Below are 16,107 nucleotides of genomic sequence, written 5' to 3'. Positions count from 1 at the left end.
CCGGCCGCGTACGACGACAGGCCCGCGGAACACCCGAACCTCCACGGCGGGAGCCGGAAGAGCGGCCCCTAGGCTTCGCGCACCCGCAGCGCACGGGCGAGATCGTCCAGTTGGTCCACCAGCTTCCGCCGGAGCGCCGGGATCACCTCGCCGTCCTGCAGGCACCGCTCACCCAGTTCCAGCGTCTCCGGATCCACCGCGTACACCGGGAACGCCCACCGTCCGGCGGCCTCCGCGATGGCCGGGCCGCGGCGGGCGGCCAGGGACACGGCGTCGGCCCAGTAGCGTTCGAGGTACTCCGTGAGGAGTGCCGCCTGCTCGGGCTGCCAGAAGCCCTGGGCGGTGGCGGTGAACAGGTAGTTGGAGAGGTCGTCGGTGGTGAACATCGCCTCCCAGGCGGCCTGTTTGGCCTCGGGTTCGGGCAGCGCGGCCCGGCAGCGGGCGGCGCCCTCGCGGCCGCTGGCGCTGGGGTCGCGTTCCAGTTCCTCGTCGATGGTGGCGGCGTCGACGGCGCCGAGGACGGCGAGCCGGACGAGGACGCGCCAGCGCAGTTCGGGGTCGAGTTCGGGTCCGCCGGGGACGGTGCCGTCGGCGAGCCAGGCGGCGATGGTCTCGGGGTGGGCGGCGACGTCGATGAAGTGGCGTACGGCGGTGAGGCGCAGGCCGGGGTTGTCGCCGTCCTCGGTGCGGCGGATGAGGTCGCGGCACAGGGAGCCGAGGGTGGACAGGCCGGCGGGGCGCTGCTCGGGGGTGAGGTAGCGGTCGGCGACCTGGGTGGTGGCGAAGGAGAGGACGCCCTGGACGATGGCGAGGTCGCTCTCGTGGGGGAGGTGGGTGCGGGCGGCTTCCAGGTAGGCGGTGGCCGGGAGTTCGGCGTCGCGTACGGCGTCGCGCAGGGCGTTCCAGACGACGGCGCGGGTGAGCGGGTCGGGGAGGCCGCTGAGGTGGGTGGTGACTGCGGCGGCGGATTCGGTGTCGAAGCGGATCTTGGCGTAGGTGAGGTCGCCGTCGTTGAGGAGGAGGAGTGCGGGCCGCTTGCCGATGGGCTGCTCGGCGGCCTGGGGGAGGTCGAGTTCGACGCGGTCGCGGAGGGTGAGGTGGCCGTGGTCGTCGCCGGGGTCGCGGTCGTAGACGCCGACGGCGATGTGGTGGGGGCGGCTGCCGGTGCGGGCGACGGTGAGGGTGTGGGTGCCGTCGGCGGCGCGGGTGATCTTCGGGGTGAGGGTGTCGACGCCGGTGGTGCGGAGCCAGGCGTCGGCCCAGGCGTGGACGTCGCGTGCGGTGGCGCCGGCGAGGTTGTCGATGAAGTCGGCGAGGGTGGCGTTGCCGAAGCGGTGGCGGGTGAAGTGGGCGTTGATGCCGGCGAGGAAGTCCTTCTCGCCGAGCCAGGCGACGAGTTGGCGCAGGGCGGAGGCGCCCTTGGCGTAGGAGATGCCGTCGAAGTTGAGGAGGGCGGCGGCGGTGTCGTCGACGGCCTCGGGGGCGACGGGGTGGGTGGAGGGGCGCTGGTCGGCGTCGTAGCCCCAGGCCTTGCGGGCGATGCCGAAGTCGACCCAGGTGTCGGCGAAGCGGCTGGCCTCGGTGAGGGTCTGGTAGCCCATGTACTCGGCGAAGGACTCGTTGAGCCAGATGTCGTCCCACCACCGGAGGGTGACGAGGTCGCCGAACCACATGTGGGCCATCTCGTGGGCGATGACCATGGCGCGGGTCTGGCGTTCGGTGTCGGTGACGGCGGAGCGGTAGACGAACTCGTCGCGGAAGGTGACGAGGCCGGGGTTCTCCATGGCGCCGGCGTTGAACTCGGGGACGAAGGCCTGGTCGTAGGAGTCGAAGGGGTACGGCTCCTCGAACTTGGCGTGGTAGCGGTCGTAGAGGGCGCGGGTGATGTCGAGGATCTCGTCGGCGTCGGCGTCGAGGTGGGGGGCCAGCGAGCGGCGGCAGTGGATGCCGAAGGGCAGGCCGCGGTGTTCGGTGCGGACGGTGTGCCAGGGGCCGGCGGCGACGGCGACGAGGTAGGTGGAGATCGGTGGGGTGGTGGCGGCCTGCCAGGTGCCGTCGTCCTGTCGCTCGGTGATGCCGTTGGCGAGGACGGTCCAGCCTTCGGGGGCGGTGACGGTGAGGTCGAAGGCGGCCTTGAGGTCGGGTTGGTCGAAGGCGGCGAAGACGCGCTGGACGTCGTCCATGAAGAGCTGGGTGTAGACGTAGGTCTCGCCGTCGGTGGGGTCGGTGAAGCGGTGCATGCCCTCGCCGGTGCGGGAGTAGCGCATGGCGGCGTCGACGCGGAGTTCGTGGGGGCCCGCGGTGAGGCCCTTGAGGGTGAGGCGGTTGCCGTCGAGGGTCCCGGGGGCGAGGGGTTCTCCGTCGAGGGTGACCGAGCGCAGTTCGGCGGGCTTCAGCTCGACGAAGGTGTCCGCGGCCTTTTTCTTCCCCCGTACGGTGAAGTGGATGACGGTACGGGAGTCGAAGGTCTCGTCGCCGCGCGTGAGGTCGAGTGCGATCTCGTAGCGGTGGACGTCGAGGAGCCGAGCACGGGCTTGCGCTTCGTCGCGCGTCAGTACGGACATGAGGGACATGCTGCCTGATGGTCCTGGCGCAGGACAGGGGCGGGCCTGGTACGCGACCTATGTCCGGTCGTGTGCGCCGCGTGTCCGGCCGTATGCGGCCTATGCCCGGTCGTTCGCGCCGTCGTGCTGGGCGGGGACGCGCCCCCGTTCGCGGCGGGCGCCGTCGGCGGCCTTGAGGTTCTCGTGTTCCTTGAGGCGGGCGCGGAGGGCGCGGACCTCGCGTTCCAGGGTGTGGGAGCGGGCGTGGGCGTCGTAGAGGTAGCGGACCTTGGTGCGCAGGGCCCAGGGGTCGACGGGTTTCATGACGAGGTCGGCGACGCCGAGGCGGAAGGCGGCGGCGGTGAGTTCGGCGTCGGGGCCGAAGCCGGTGAGGAGGATGACGGGGATGTGCTGGGTCTGTTCCACGCCGCGCATGTAGCGGACGACGTCGAGGCCGCTGACGCCGGGCATGCGGACGTCGAGGAGGAGCAGGCCGACGTGTCCGCGGAGGACTTCCTTGAGTGCCGCGTCGCCGCTGGTGGCGCGCGTCAGCCGGTGGCCCAGCGGGGCGAGGGCGCTCTCCAGGGCGTACAGCGTGTCCTCATGGTCGTCGACGATGAGGATCGTGGCTTGTGACGGCATGGCCTCTCACCGCGTGTAGTCGTTCCCTGACAAGGAGTGCTCAGGCAGCATGCCCGTCGGCGGGCCGGATGTCACTCCCCCGTGTCCGGCGCCGTGCCGGTGGTGCCGGTGGTGCCCGTCGTTCCGGCGGTGCCGTTCAGGGCGTCGTCCGCGATGCGTTCGTGGTGGCGGATGACCTCGGCGATGATGAAGTTCAGCAGCTTCTCCGCGAACGCCGGGTCCAGCTTGGCACTTGTCGCGAGTGCGCGCAGCCGGTTGATCTGTTGTGCCTCGCGGCCGGGGTCGGCGGGCGGCAGTTGGTGCGCGGCCTTGAGGTGGCCGACCCGTTGGGTGCACTTGAAGCGCTCGGCGAGCATGTGGACGACGGCGGCGTCGATGTTGTCGATGCTGTCGCGCAGCCGGGTGAGTTCGGCCCGCACGTCCGCGTCGATCTCGGCGGCCGGGGTGGCCGCGGTGTTCGCGTCGTCGGTGTCGCTGGTGGTCATGGTCGTCACCCTAACGACGCCGTGGCCGGCCGGCCGCGTGGGGCGGTGTTCGGCGCTCGCGTGGGCGCTCGGCCGGGCGGGACGCGGGTGGGCACCGGCTTAGAGTGGAACGTATCGAGGCGTCTTTGGGGGTACGGACGTGGCGGACGGCGGACCTGTCGAGCACGGCTACCCGCATCTGGACACCGTGCGGGCGTCGATCACCGCGCTGTACAGGCGCCTGTCCTACGACACGATCCAGCTGTTCGCCACCAGTGTGGCGCCGGTCGACGTGGCGTTCTGCGACAGCGACGATCTTCATCTCGGTGCGCAGCGGGTGGCGCGGGAGCTGGTGCGGCACTACCGGCTGCCGGAGGCGCGGATGGTCGTCGGTTTCCGGGAGATGACCCATGCGGCGAGTGTGGAGCTGGCGGCGGGGCCCGAGTACTTCGTCGAACTGAACGACCGTTTCCGGACGCATCGGCGGGACATCGGGGCGGCTCTGGCGCACGAGGTGATGCATGTGTATCTGCACCGGCTCGGGCTGTCCTTCCCCGGCACTCGTGAGAACGAGATCCTCACGGACACGGCGGCGACGTATCTGGGGGCGGGGTGGCTGCTGCTGGACGCGTACCGGGAGGATGCCGCGTCGTCGCAGAAGCTGGGGTATCTGACGCCGGAGGAGTTCGGGTACGTGCTGGCCAAGCGGGCGCAGGTGTTCGGGGAGGATCCTTCGGTGTGGTTCACCAGTGCCCAGGCGTACACCGCGTTCGCGCAGGGCCGGGTGCGGGCCCTGAGGGACGAGCGGCAGCCGCCGCTCACGGCGGCGGGGTGGGCGGGGCGGCGGCGGTACGCGCGCGATCGGCGCCATGCGCGGGACGACCTGCGGTCGGCTCGGCCGGGGGGCGCGGGGGCGGGAGTCTCGTATACGTTCACGCCGGAGGAGCGGGGGGTGTTGCGGGTGTCGTTTCCCTGTCCGACATGTCATCAGCGGATTCGAGTGCCGGTGCGGGGGCGGGTGCGGGCTCGGTGCGGGTTGTGCCGGACTGTGTTGGAGTGCGACACGTAGTTCTGGGGGTGCGGGGGTGCGCGGGGGCGCGGGAGAGGCGGGGCGGGTCGGTGCGTCGGCTGGTGCGGGTGGGTGCGGGCTTGTCGCGCCGTTCCCCGCGCCCCTTCCAAGCTCCGGCACGGTCATGAGGCGCCGTACACCGGGTGTGGCCTCTCCGCCTCCGCCAGGAGTTTGCGTACGGTCTCTCCCGCCTCCCCCGGGGTGCGGCGGGCGCCCTTGTCCTCGGTGGGGCCCGGGTGCCAGCCCTCCATGACGGTGATGCGGCCGGCCTCCGTCTCGAAGACGCGGCCGGTGACGCCGTCGCTCGCGGCGGAACCCAGCCAGACCACCAGGGGCGAGACGTTCTCGGGGGCCATGGCGTCGAAGCCGGCGCCCGGGGCGGTCATCGTCTCGGCGAAGACCGTCTCGGTCATCCTGGTGCGGGCCGCGGGGGCGATGGCGTTGACCTGGACGCCGTAGCGGGCGAGTTCGGCGGCGGCGACGAGGGTGAGGCCGACGATGCCGGCCTTGGCGGCGCTGTAGTTGCCCTGGCCGAGCGAGCCCAGCAGGCCCGCGCCGCTGCTGGTGTTGATGATCCTGGCGGTGGGGGTGCGGCCGGCCTTGGCCTCGGCGCGCCAGTGGGCGGCGGCGTGTCTCAGGGGGAGGAAGTGGCCTTTGAGGTGGACGCGGAGGACGGCGTCCCAGTCGTCCTCGTCGAGGTTGACGAGCATGCGGTCGCGCAGGAAGCCGGCGTTGTTGACGAGGGTGTCGAGGCGGCCGTAGGTGTCCAGGGCGGTGCGGACGAGGGAGACGGCGCCGTCGGTGGTGGCGATGTCCCCGCCGTGCGCGACCGCTTCCCCGCCCCGGGCACGTATCTCCTCGACGACCCGGGCGGCCGGGCTGTCGGGGTCGGGCGTGCCGTCGAGTCCGACCCCGAGGTCGTTGACGACCACCCGGGCGCCCTCGGCGGCGTACGCGAGCGCGTGCGCCCGCCCGAGCCCCCGCCCGGCGCCGGTCACGACCACGACACGCCCTTCGCAGAGCGGGTGCGCGCTGTTGCTCACGCTCATCACGGTTCGCCTTTCTCGTCGTCCTGGGGGGAGGTGCTGCGGGACGGGGGCGGAGGGCCGAGCCGTCAGGTCGGCGTGTGGCCGTCGGTGGGGGGTCTGTGCGCGGCGGCCTCGGATCCACGGGCGTCGGCGGGGGGCCTCGGTGCGTCGGCCGGGTGCCGGGCCGTGTGTTCCGTGGGCCGCGTCTCGCCGGCCGCGGGCTGGCGCGCGCGGCTCGCGGGGCCGCCCGCGTCCCTGGAGGGCTGTGCCCTGGAGGCCGTCGGCTGCGCGCCGCCCCCCGGGGGCCGCGCCCCGTCGGCCGTCGCCGCGTCCAGGAAGGCCGGGCGTTCGCCGCCGCCGTGGACGTGGAGGGACGCGCCGGTGATGTAGGCGGCCGCGTCGGAGGCGAGGAAGACCGCCGCGTCGCCGATGTCGGAGGGGGTGGCGAGGCGGCCGAGGGGGACCGTGCGGGCCACGGCGGCGATGCCCTGCTCGTCCCCGTAGTGGAGGTGCGAGAGTTCCGTGCGGACCATGCCGAGGACGAGGGTGTTGACCCGGATCTCCGGGGCCCACTCGACCGCCATGGAGCGGGCCAGGTGTTCCAGGCCGGCCTTGGCCGCGCCGTAGGCCGCCGAGCCGGGCGAGGGGCGGCTCCCGCTCACGCTGCCGATCATCACGATCGCGCCCCGGGCTCGCCGCAGGTGTGCGTGCGCGGCGAGGGAGACGGTCAGCGGGGCGGTGAGGTTGAGTTCGAGGACGCGGGCGTGGTGGCGCGCGTCGGCCTGGGCGAGCGTGCGGTGGGGGGTGCCGCCGGCGTTGTTGACGAGGACGTCCACGCGGGGCAGTTCGGCGAAGAAGCGGTGCACGGCGTCCGGGTCCCGGACGTCCAGGGGCATGAACTCGGCGCCCTTGAGCGGCACTTCGGGCGGGCGGCGGGCGCAGGTCACGACCTCGGCGCCGGCTTCGGCGAAGGCGCGGGCGATGCCGGCGCCGACACCGCGCGTACCGCCGGTGACGACGGCGAGCTTCCCGTTGAGCCGCATCCGCTGCTACCTTCCACCCAAGAGACGTACCTAACAAACGTTAGGTGGAAGGTAGCTGATGCGCCGATGAGTGTCTCCACCTCGTCCCCGGAAAAGGGGATTTCCGTCGTCACGGTCGACCACCCGCCGGTGAACGCGCTGCCGGTGCGCGGCTGGTTCGAGCTGGCCGGTGCCGTGCGCGACGCGGGCCGCGATCCGGAGGTCCGGTGTGTGGTGCTGGCGGCCGAGGGGCGCGGTTTCAACGCCGGGGTCGACATCAAGGAGATCCAGGCGGCGGGCCACGACGCGTTGATCGGCGCCAACCAGGGCTGCGCGGCGGCCTTCGCCGCGGTGTACGAGTGCGAGGTACCGGTGGTCGCCGCCGTGCAGGGCTTCTGTCTGGGCGGCGGCATCGGGCTGGTGGGCAACGCGGACGCGATCGTGGCCGGCGAGGACGCGGTCTTCGGACTGCCCGAGCTGGACCGGGGCGCGCTGGGCGCGGCGACGCATCTGGCGCGGCTCGTGCCCCAGCATCTGATGCGGGCGCTGTACTACACCTCGCGTACGGTGACGGCCGCCGAGCTGCGGGCGCACGGCTCGGTGTGGCGGGTGGTCCCGGCCCCGGAACTGCGCGGTGCGGCGCTGGAGTTGGCGCGGGAGATCGCCGCGAAGGACGGGCGGCTGCTCCGGCTCGCCAAGGCCGCCATCAACGGCATCGACCCGGTCGACGTCCGCCGCAGCTACCGCTTCGAGCAGGGTTTCACCTTCGAGGCGAACCTCAGCGGGGTGGCCGGCGAGGTCCGCGCCGCCTTCGGGACGGCCGGGGCACACGGGCGGGTCGACGGTGACGATGTCGTTCAGGAGGAGCCGGGTGGGTGACAAGACGATGACCGCCGACGAGGCCGTCTCGCGGCTGGCGAGCGGGATGACCCTCGGCATCGGCGGCTGGGGGTCGCGCCGCAAGCCGATGGCCCTGGTGAGAGCACTCCTCCGGTCCGGGATCACCGATCTCACCGTCGTCTCGTACGGCGGTCCGGACGTGGGGATGCTCGCCGCCGCCGGACGGGTGCGCAAGCTCGTCGCCGCCTTCGCCACCCTCGACTCCATCCCCCTCGAACCGCACTTCCGCGCGGCGCGCGAGCGGGGCGCGTTCGAGATGATGGAGGTCGACGAGGCGATGTTCATGTGGGGGCTGCGGGCCGCCGCGCACCGGCTGCCCTTCCTGCCGGTGCGGGCGGGCATCGGCTCGGACGTGATGCGGGTCAACCCCGGTCTGCGGACGGTCACGTCGCCGTACGACGACGGGGAGACCTTCGTCGCCATGCCGGCACTGCGCCTGGACGCGGCGTTCGTCCACGTCAACCGGGCCGACCGGCAGGGCAACGGGCAGTACCTGGGCCCCGACCCCTACTTCGACGACCTCTTCTGCGAGGCCGCCGACACGGCGTACGTCTCGTGCGAACGGATCGTGGACACGGCCGAGTTGACGAAGGACGCCCCGCCCCAGTCGCTGCTGGTCGGCCGCCATGTGGTGACCGGTGTGATCGAGGCCCCGGGCGGCGCGCACTTCACGTCCTGCGCCCCCGACTACGGCCGGGACGAGGCCTTCCAGAAGGCGTACGCGGGCGCGCCCTGGGAGGACTTCGCGGGGCGGTTCCTGACGGGCGACGAGCCCGCGTACCGGTCGGCCGTGCGGGCGTGGCACCAGGAGGACTCATGAGCGGGACGGCCGTGAACGGTGCGACCCGCGCCGAGTACTGCGTGATCGCCTGCGCCGAGGCATGGCGCGGCGCCGGGGAGATCCTCGCCAGCCCCATGGGGCTCGTTCCGTCCCTGGGCGCGCGCCTCGCCAGGCGGACGTTCTCGCCGGATCTGCTGCTGACCGACGGCGAGGCACTGCTCGTCGGTCTCGACGGCACCGTCGAGGGATGGCTGCCCTACCGGCGGCACCTGGCCCTGGTCACCGGTGGCCGCCGGCACGTGATGATGGGCGCGAGCCAGATCGACCGGTACGGCAACCAGAACATCAGTTGCGTCGGCGACTGGGCGCGGCCGAGGCGGCAGCTGCTCGGGGTGCGGGGCGCCCCGGTCAACACCCTGAACAACCCGACCAGTTACTGGATCCCGAGGCACTCCCGGCGGGTCTTCGTGGAGAAGGTCGACATGGTGTGCGGGGTCGGCCACGACCGGGTGGCCGAGTATCCGGCCGCCGCCCGCTTCCACCACCTCCCCCGGGTCGTGTCCGACCTCGGGGTCTTCGATTTCGCGACCCCCGACCGCACCATGCGGCTGGTGTCGCTGCATCCGGGCGTCACGGTGGAGCGGGTCGAGGAGGCGACGGGCTTCGCGCTCACCGTCCCGGACGACGTGCCGTACACCCGTGATCCGACCGGGGAGGAGCTGCGGCTGATCCGTGAGGTGATCGACCCCGGGAACACGCGTGCGCGGGAGGTGGCCGGCTGATGGAGACGGCTCTGACCCGGCTCGTCGGCGTCCGCCGGCCGATCGTGCAGACCGGGATGGGCTGGGTGGCCGGCCCCCGGCTGGTCTCGGCGACGGCGAACGCGGGGGCACTGGGCGTGCTGGCCTCGGCGACCATGACGACCGAGCAACTCCGGGCGGCCGTACGGGAGGTGAAGTCCCGGGCGGACGGGGCGCCCTTCGGGGTGAATCTTCGGGCCGACGCGGGGGACGCGCGGGAGCGGGTGCGGATCATCGTGGAGGAGGGCGTCCGCGTGGCGTCGTTCGCGCTCGCGCCGTCGCGGGAGCTGATCGCCGAGCTGAAGGACGCGGGCGTGGTCGTGATCCCGTCCGTGGGTGCCCGGCGGCATGCCGAGAAGGTGGCGGCGTGGGGCGCGGACGCCGTGATCGTCCAGGGTGGCGAGGGCGGCGGGCACACCGGGGAGGTGGCGACGACCGTACTGCTGCCGCAGGTCGTGGACGCCGTCGACATCCCCGTCGTCGCCGCGGGGGGCTTCCACGACGGGCGGGGGCTGGTGGCCGCGCTGGCGTTCGGGGCGGCCGGGGTGGCGATGGGCACCCGGTTCCTGCTCACCTCGGACTCGACGGTGCCCGACGCGGTGAAGGCCCGCTATCTGGCCGCGACGGTCAAGGACGTCACCGTCACGAGGGCCGTGGACGGGCTGCCGCACCGCATGCTGCGCACGGAGTTCGTGAGCGCGCTGGAGGCGTCCGGCCGTGCGCGCGCCCTGGCGCGCGCCGTGCGCCACGCGGCGGGTTTCCGCCGGCTCTCCGGGCTGACCTGGCGGCGCATGGTCCGCGACGGCCTCGCGCTGCGGCACGGCAAGGACCTCACCTGGAGCCAGGTCCTCCTCGCCGCCAACACACCCGTGCTGCTCAGGTCGGCGATGGTCGACGGCCGTACGGACCTCGGGGTGATGGCGGCCGGGCAGGTCGCCGGGGTGATCGACGACCTGCCGTCGTGCGTGGAGCTGGTGGACCGGATCATGAAGGAGGCCGAGGAGGCGCTGACGTCCCTGGGACGGCTCGACGCCCGGCGGTGACCGTCACGGGCGCCCAGGGCCCCTCGCCGCCGCACACCGACCGTCGCGGGGCCCGGCGACCGTCACGGCCGCCAGGGCCCGCCGCTCACCGCCGTCCGGCGACCGTCACAGCCGCTCGATGATCGTCACGTTCGCCTGCCCGCCGCCCTCGCACATCGTCTGGAGCCCGTACCGGCCGCCCGTGCGCTCCAGTTCGTGCAGGAGCGTCGTCATGAGCTTGGCGCCGGTCGCGCCCAGCGGGTGGCCGAGGGCGATCGCGCCACCGTTGACGTTGACCTTCTCCGGATCGGCGCCCGTCTCCTTCAGCCAGGCCAGGACGACCGGCGCGAAGGCCTCGTTGATCTCGACGAGGTCGATGGCGTCGAGGGTGAGTCCGGTCTTCTTCAGGGCGTACGCCGTCGCCGGTATCGGCGCGGTGAGCATCCGGATGGGATCCTCGCCGCGCACGGAGAGGTGGTGCACGCGGGCGCGCGGCGTCAGCCCGTGCTCCCGTACGGCGCGTTCGGAGGCGAGGAGGAGCGCGGCGGCGCCGTCGGAGACCTGGGAGGAGCAGGCAGCGGTGACGGTGCCGCCCTCGATGACCGGTTTCAGGGCGGCCATCTTCTCCAGGGAGGTGTCCCGGCGCGGTCCCTCGTCGACGGTGACGTCCCCGTAGGGCACGGTCTCGCGTGCGAAGCGGCCCTCGTCCACGGCCCGTACCGCCCGCCGGTGGGAGCGCAGCGCGTACTCCTCCTGGTCGCGGCGGCCGATGCCCCACTTGGCGGCGATCATCTCGGCGCCGGCGAACTGGTTCACCGGCCGGTCCCCGTACCGCGCCCGCCATCCCTCGCTGCCCGCGAAGGGCCCGTCGGTGAGACCGAGGGGGACGGCGGCCTGGCGGGAGGCGAAGGCGATGGGGATCATCGTCATGTTCTGCACGCCGCCCGCGACCACCAGGTCCTGGGTGCCGGACAGCACGGCCTGGGCGGCGAAGTGCACGGCCTGCTGCGAGGAGCCGCACTGCCGGTCGACGGTCGTACCGGGCACCTCCTCGGGCAGCCCGGCCGCCAGCCAGCTGGTCCGCGCGATGTCGCCGGCCTGCGGTCCGACGGTGTCCAGGCAGCCGAAGACGACGTCCTCCACGGCGGCGGGGTCCACGCCCGCGCGCGCGACGAGCGCTGTGAGGGCGTGCGCGCCGAGGTCGGCCGGATGGACCCGGCCGAGCCCTCCCCCGCGCCGCCCGACGGGCGTCCGGACCGCTTCGACGATGTAGGCCTCGGCCATGTCGACTCCCTCGGTGTCAGAGGACGTTCATGTCACGTACCGCTCTCCCGTACGGCGATGCCGTCGAGGACCATGGACAGGTACTGTCGGGCGATCTCCTCCGGGCCGTACTTTCCGCCGGGCCGGTACCAGGACGCGGCGACCCAGACCGTGTCGCGCACGAACCGGTAGGTGACCCTCGTGTCGAGGTCGGCCCGGAACTCTCCCTGCGCGACTCCGCTCTCCAGTGTGGTCAGCCACGCCTTCTCGAACTTGGTCTGCGACTGCTCCAGGAAGAGGAAGCGCGGTTCCCGGGCGATCAGCTGCTTCGCCTCGTTCTGGTAGATCCGGACGGCGTCGCAGTGCCGGCCGATGGCCCTGAAGGACTCGGTGACCAGGGCTTCGAAGGTCTCCCGGGGGCCCGTTGCGGCGTCCAGGACGGCGTCGTAGCGCTCCCAGAGTTCGTCGAGGAAGGTCCGCAGGATCTCCTCCAGCATCGCGTCCTTGGACGAGAAGTAGTAGTAGAGGCTGCCCGCGAGCATGCCCGCGTCGTCCGCGATCCTGCGCACGGTGGTCGCGTTGTACCCCTGGTCGGCGAAGACTCCGGCGGCCTTGTCGAGAAGCTCACGACGACGGGCGAGCCCGGCGGCGGGGACCTGGGGGTTCTTCTTGGTCGGCACGCTGTTCGTCGTCCTCACGGGTGCTGGTTGCTGACGGAGACGGTCTCGCCCGTCATGTACGAGGAGTAGCCGGACGCGAGGAACACGATCACGTTGGCGACCTCCCAGGGTTCGGCGTACCGCCCGAATGCCTCCCGCGCGGTCAGCTCGGCCAGCAGCTCGGGGGTCGTGACCTTCACCAGGTGCGGGTGCATGGCGAGGCTGGGCGACACGGCGTTGACCCGGACCCCGTACTCGGCCGCCTCGACGGCCGCGCACCTGGTCAGCGCCATCACGCCCGCTTTCGCCGCAGCGTAGTGCGCCTGACCGGCCTGGGCGCGCCAGCCGACGACGGAGGCGTTGTTGACGATCACACCCCCGCCGCCTCCCTCGTCCTCCCGCATCAGCCGCAGAGCGGCCCTCATGCACCGGAACGTGCCGTTCAGGGTCACGTCCAGCACCCTGGACCACTGCTCGTCCGTCATGTCGACGACCTCGGCCGTGCCGCCGAGACCCGCGTTGTTGACGACGATGTCGAGTCGCCCGTGCAGCCGGGCGCCCGCCTCGAACAACGCCCGCACCTGGTCGTCGTCGGTGACGTCGCACGGCACCGCCTCGACGGACCGCTCCCCGAACTCGGCGGCCAGCTCGGTCCTGGACTCCTTGAGCCTGCGCGTGTGGGCGTCGCTGATCAGCACGCGCGCGCCCTCCTCCAGGAAGCGCCGCGCGGTCGCTCCGCCGATGCCCGCCCCGGCCGCGGCGGTGATGACGGCGGTGCGGCCGGCGAGGAGGCCGTGGGCCGCGGGATACGCCGGGGGGTCGACGTTCTTCATGGGGGCACGCTAACCTACCAAACACTTGTTAGGGAAGGCCGAGCGTTCGTCCGGTACGCCGCCCGCGCGTTCGCCGGATCGGCCGGACCCTCCACGGACCTGCACCCTCCACCCCCGGTCAGGCAAAGAGGCGCGCCCCCATGGACCTCACCCCCTCCCCCGCCGACGAAGCCTTCCGCGCCGAGGCCCGCGCCTGGCTGCGCGCCCATGTCCCGGCCGAGCCGCTGCCCTCCCTGGAGACGGCGGAGGGCTTCGCCGCCCACCGCGTCTGGGAGGCCGAACTGGCCGCCGACCGCTGGTCGGTGGTCGACTGGCCGGCCGCGTACGGCGGCCGTGACGCGGGCCTGCTGCGCAGGCTGGCCTTCGAGGAGGAGTACTACGCGGCGGGCGCCCCGGGCCGCGTCGGCCAGAACGGCATCAGCCTCCTCGCCCCGACCCTGTTCGACCACGGCACACCCGAGCAGCGGGCCCGTGTGCTGCCCCCGATGGCCTCCGGCGAGGTGGTGTGGGCGCAGGCGTGGTCGGAGCCCGGAGCCGGGTCCGACCTGGCCTCGCTCACCTCCAGGGCCCGGCGCACGGACGGGGGCTGGCTGCTGACCGGCCAGAAGACCTGGTCGTCGCGGGCCGCCTTCGCGGACCGGGCGTTCGGCCTGTTCCGCAGCGAGCCGGGCACCCCGAAGCCCCACCAGGGCCTGACGTATCTGATGTTCGACCTGCGCGCACCGGGTGTGACGGTCCGCCCGATCGGCCGCCTGGACGGCAAGCCCGCCTTCGCCGAACTCTTCCTCGACGACGTGTTCGTGCCGGACGAGGACGTCGTCGGCGAGCCCGGCCGGGGCTGGCGCATCGCCATGTCCACCGCCGGCAACGAACGCGGCCTGACGCTCCGCCCGCCGGGGCGCTTCCTCGCCTCCGCGGACCGGCTGCTGGACCTCTGGCACGCCCAGGGGAGCCCGGTGTCCGCCCGGGACCGGGTGGCCGACGCGCTGATCGGCGCCCGCGCCTACCAGCTCTTCACCTGCGCGGCGGCCTCCCGCTTCCTGGAGGGCACACCCGTGGGCCCCGAGTCCAGCCTGAACAAGGTCTTCTGGTCCGAGTACGACCTGGCCCTGCACGAGACGGCACTCGACCTGCTCGGCGAGGAGGGCGGGGCGGCGGACGCCCACTGGTCCGAGGGCTATGTCTTCGCCCTGGCCGGGCCGATCTACGCGGGCACCAACGAGATCCAGCGCGACATCATCGCCGAGCGACTCCTCGGCCTGCCGAAGGGCCGCCGCTGATGGGCGGCCTCATCCTGAAGGGCCACCGCTGATGCGTTTCCTCCTGGACACCGAGCAGCGGGCGTTCGCCCGGTCGCTGGACGCCATGCTGACGGCGGCGGACACCCCCAAGGCCGTACGGGCCTGGGGGCGGGGCGAGCACCTGGCCGGGCGGGCGCTGTGGTCCCGGGTCGCGGAGGCGGATGTCTTCGCGCTGGCGGCGCCGGAGGCGTACGAGGGGGCCGGCCCCCTCCCGGTGGAGCTGGCCGTCGCCTTCGTGGAGCTGGGGCGGCACGCGGTGCCGGGCCCCCTCGTGGAGACGGTGACGGCGGTGGTGCTGCTGGCCGGTCTGCGGGACCCGGGCCCGGCCGAGCGTCTGCTGCCGGCGCTGCTGTCCGGCAGGGCGATGGCGACGGTGGCACCGTCACCGCAGTCGTACGCGCTGGACGGGGACGCGGCGACCACCCGTCTGTCGCTCGACCCGGACAGGGGCGAACTGCGCCTGTGTCCCGGCCACGGCCCCGTCCGCCCCTGCCTCGACCCGGCCCGGCGCCCGACCCCGCTCTCCCCGGGCGGCGCACTCCTCGGCACCGATCCGGCCCTCCTCGCCCGGGCCCTCGTCTGGGCCCGGCTGGCGGTCGCCGCGCAGGCCCTCGGTGTCGGGCTGGCGCTCCTGGACAGGACGGTGGCGTACGTGCGGCAGCGCACCCAGTTCGGTGCGCCCATCGGCTCGTTCCAGGCGGTGAAGCACCGGCTGGCGGACGCGAAGGTGGCCCTGGAGTTCGCGCGTCCGCTGGTCTTCGGGGCGGCGGTCACGCTGGATCCGGCGGATGCGGCGGCGGCCAAGGTGACGGCGTGCGAGGCGGCGTACACGACCGCGCGCACGGCGCTCCAGTTGCACGGCGCGATCGGTTACACGGCGGAGTACGACCTTTCGCTCTGGTTCACCAGGGCCCGCGCACTGCGGACGGTGTGGGGCACCCCGGCCGAGTGCCGCGGCGCCGTGCTCGACGGCGGTCGCCGCCGCTGATCCCCCGGCACGCCCTCAGGCGACGATGCCCTCGGCCCGAGCCGCCGCCAGCCACTGCGGGAACTCCCCCACCAGCCGGTCGTACAGGTCGGCGTCGGACACGGCCCGCGGGTCCTGGCCGGCGTGGAAGAAGCCGGCGTTGTCGACGACCCGCTTGCCCGGCACGGCCAGGTCGTCGAGCCGCCGCAGGAAGTCGAACTGCTTGCTGCCGGGGTCGCCGAAGCCGACGAACTGCCAGAAGAGGGGGAGCCGGGCCGCCTTGCACATGTACCGTTCCGCGGCGAGCTTGCTGGTGGGCCCGCCGTCGGTCTGGAACACCACGAAGGCCGGGTCCTCGGCGCCGCAGTCGAGGTAGTGGTCGATGACGGCGTCCATGGCCAGGTGGTAGTCGGTCTTCCCCATGTGCCCGAGCCCGGCCACGATGCGGTCGATCCGGCCGTGGTGGTCGGCGAGACCGATCTCCGTCACCGCGTCGACCCCGGTGGAGAAGAAGACGACCGGCACGGTGCCGTCGTCGTCGAGCTGTGCGGACAGTCCGAGCACCCGGTCGGCGAGGGCCTGCACACTGCCGTCCCTGTAGTAGGGCCGCATGGAACCGCTGTGGTCGATCACGAGGTAGACGGCGGCCCGCTGCCCCTTGAGCCCGTGCCGGTCGAGGGAGACCCCGGCCGCCTTGTAGAGGTCCACGAGAGCGGGGGCGGTCTCCATCATCTTGGTGAGACTGATCGCGGACATACGGCGGTCCTCCTGACCTCAGGGCTCTGCGGCAGCCCCGAGGTTAGGGCACTCCCC

Annotated in this window: 15 protein-coding genes and 1 pseudogene; 7 read left to right on the top strand and 9 right to left on the bottom strand. The window is 73.0% G+C overall.

Translation table 11 applies throughout. The features are described from left to right. Positions 1-68 precede the first annotated feature (68 nt). From pepN to ACZ6BB_RS17420, 3 genes are all read right to left on the bottom strand, one after another. Positions 69-2,573: an aminopeptidase N gene (pepN, locus tag ACZ6BB_RS17430; protein ID WP_471616030.1), complete on the bottom strand. Its 2,505-nt coding sequence runs from the start codon at positions 2,571-2,573 to the stop codon at positions 69-71. Between the two features lie 90 nt (positions 2,574-2,663). Then, positions 2,664-3,185, bottom strand: a complete 522-nt coding sequence (locus ACZ6BB_RS17425) for a response regulator (RefSeq protein ID WP_471616029.1) — start codon at positions 3,183-3,185, stop codon at positions 2,664-2,666. 71 nt (positions 3,186-3,256) lie between these two features. Next, complete coding sequence (locus ACZ6BB_RS17420) at positions 3,257-3,670, bottom strand: chorismate mutase (protein WP_471616028.1); 414 nt, start codon at positions 3,668-3,670, stop codon at positions 3,257-3,259. Positions 3,671-3,809: 139 nt separating this feature from the next. On the opposite strand from ACZ6BB_RS17420, the gene ACZ6BB_RS17415 reads away from it, so the two are divergent. Next, a complete protein-coding gene (locus ACZ6BB_RS17415; RefSeq protein WP_471616027.1) occupies positions 3,810-4,718 on the top strand; it encodes a hypothetical protein in 909 nt (302 codons plus the stop codon). Between the two features lie 122 nt (positions 4,719-4,840). Here ACZ6BB_RS17415 and ACZ6BB_RS17410 read toward each other — a convergent pair whose 3' ends face one another. Together ACZ6BB_RS17410 and ACZ6BB_RS17405 are read right to left on the bottom strand one after the other, a co-directional pair. Continuing rightward, positions 4,841-5,767 (bottom strand): SDR family oxidoreductase, encoded by a 927-nt coding sequence (locus ACZ6BB_RS17410; RefSeq protein ID WP_471616026.1) that lies wholly within the window; start codon positions 5,765-5,767, stop codon positions 4,841-4,843. Positions 5,768-6,060: 293 nt separating this feature from the next. Beyond that, positions 6,061-6,789 (bottom strand): annotated as a pseudogene (locus ACZ6BB_RS17405) (SDR family oxidoreductase); the annotation flags it as partial. 66 nt (positions 6,790-6,855) lie between these two features. Between ACZ6BB_RS17405 and ACZ6BB_RS17400 the strand changes: the two are divergent. Genes ACZ6BB_RS17400 through ACZ6BB_RS17385 form a run of 4 tightly spaced genes read left to right on the top strand, consistent with a single transcriptional unit; the run spans position 6,856 to position 10,292 of the window. Continuing rightward, the gene (locus ACZ6BB_RS17400; protein WP_471616025.1) at positions 6,856-7,647 is read left to right on the top strand and encodes an enoyl-CoA hydratase family protein; all 792 of its coding nucleotides are present in this window, start codon (positions 6,856-6,858) and stop codon (positions 7,645-7,647) included. Then, complete coding sequence (locus ACZ6BB_RS17395) at positions 7,640-8,488, top strand: CoA transferase subunit A (protein ID WP_471616024.1); 849 nt, start codon at positions 7,640-7,642, stop codon at positions 8,486-8,488. The genes ACZ6BB_RS17400 and ACZ6BB_RS17395 overlap by 8 nt, the downstream gene beginning before the upstream one ends. Beyond that, positions 8,485-9,231 (top strand): CoA-transferase subunit beta, encoded by a 747-nt coding sequence (locus tag ACZ6BB_RS17390; protein WP_471616023.1) that lies wholly within the window; start codon positions 8,485-8,487, stop codon positions 9,229-9,231. Before ACZ6BB_RS17395 ends, ACZ6BB_RS17390 begins: the two co-directional genes overlap by 4 nt. Next, entirely contained in the window at positions 9,231-10,292 is a 1,062-nt protein-coding gene (locus tag ACZ6BB_RS17385) for an NAD(P)H-dependent flavin oxidoreductase (protein WP_471616022.1), read from the top strand. The genes ACZ6BB_RS17390 and ACZ6BB_RS17385 overlap by 1 nt, the downstream gene beginning before the upstream one ends. A 105-nt stretch (positions 10,293-10,397) precedes the next feature. On the opposite strand, the gene ACZ6BB_RS17380 is transcribed toward ACZ6BB_RS17385, so the two are convergent. Genes ACZ6BB_RS17380 through ACZ6BB_RS17370 form a run of 3 tightly spaced genes read right to left on the bottom strand, consistent with a single transcriptional unit; the run spans position 10,398 to position 13,026 of the window. Then, entirely contained in the window at positions 10,398-11,555 is a 1,158-nt protein-coding gene (locus ACZ6BB_RS17380; protein ID WP_471616021.1) for an acetyl-CoA C-acetyltransferase, read from the bottom strand. Positions 11,556-11,587: 32 nt separating this feature from the next. After that, positions 11,588-12,214 (bottom strand): TetR/AcrR family transcriptional regulator, encoded by a 627-nt coding sequence (locus ACZ6BB_RS17375; RefSeq protein ID WP_471616164.1) that lies wholly within the window; start codon positions 12,212-12,214, stop codon positions 11,588-11,590. A gap of 14 nt (positions 12,215-12,228) precedes the next feature. Next, on the bottom strand, positions 12,229-13,026 hold the full coding sequence (locus ACZ6BB_RS17370; protein ID WP_471616020.1) for an SDR family oxidoreductase: 798 nt from the start codon (positions 13,024-13,026) through the stop codon (positions 12,229-12,231). A 140-nt stretch (positions 13,027-13,166) separates the two neighbouring features. Between ACZ6BB_RS17370 and ACZ6BB_RS17365 the strand changes: the two genes are divergently transcribed. Then, positions 13,167-14,306, top strand: coding sequence for an acyl-CoA dehydrogenase family protein (locus tag ACZ6BB_RS17365; protein WP_471616019.1), 1,140 nt, complete (start codon positions 13,167-13,169; stop codon positions 14,304-14,306). A gap of 31 nt (positions 14,307-14,337) precedes the next feature. Next, entirely contained in the window at positions 14,338-15,315 is a 978-nt protein-coding gene (locus ACZ6BB_RS17360) for an acyl-CoA dehydrogenase family protein (protein WP_471616018.1), read from the top strand. A gap of 15 nt (positions 15,316-15,330) precedes the next feature. On the opposite strand, the gene ACZ6BB_RS17355 is transcribed toward ACZ6BB_RS17360, so the two are convergent. Continuing rightward, entirely contained in the window at positions 15,331-16,050 is a 720-nt protein-coding gene (locus ACZ6BB_RS17355) for a vWA domain-containing protein (RefSeq protein WP_471616017.1), read from the bottom strand. Between the last annotated feature and the right edge of the window lie 57 nt (positions 16,051-16,107).

The organism is Streptomyces sp. NPDC041108, from assembly GCF_055592645.1.
Note: the sequence above shows the minus strand (reverse complement) of the source record. Positions and strands in the feature narration are given on the sequence as shown.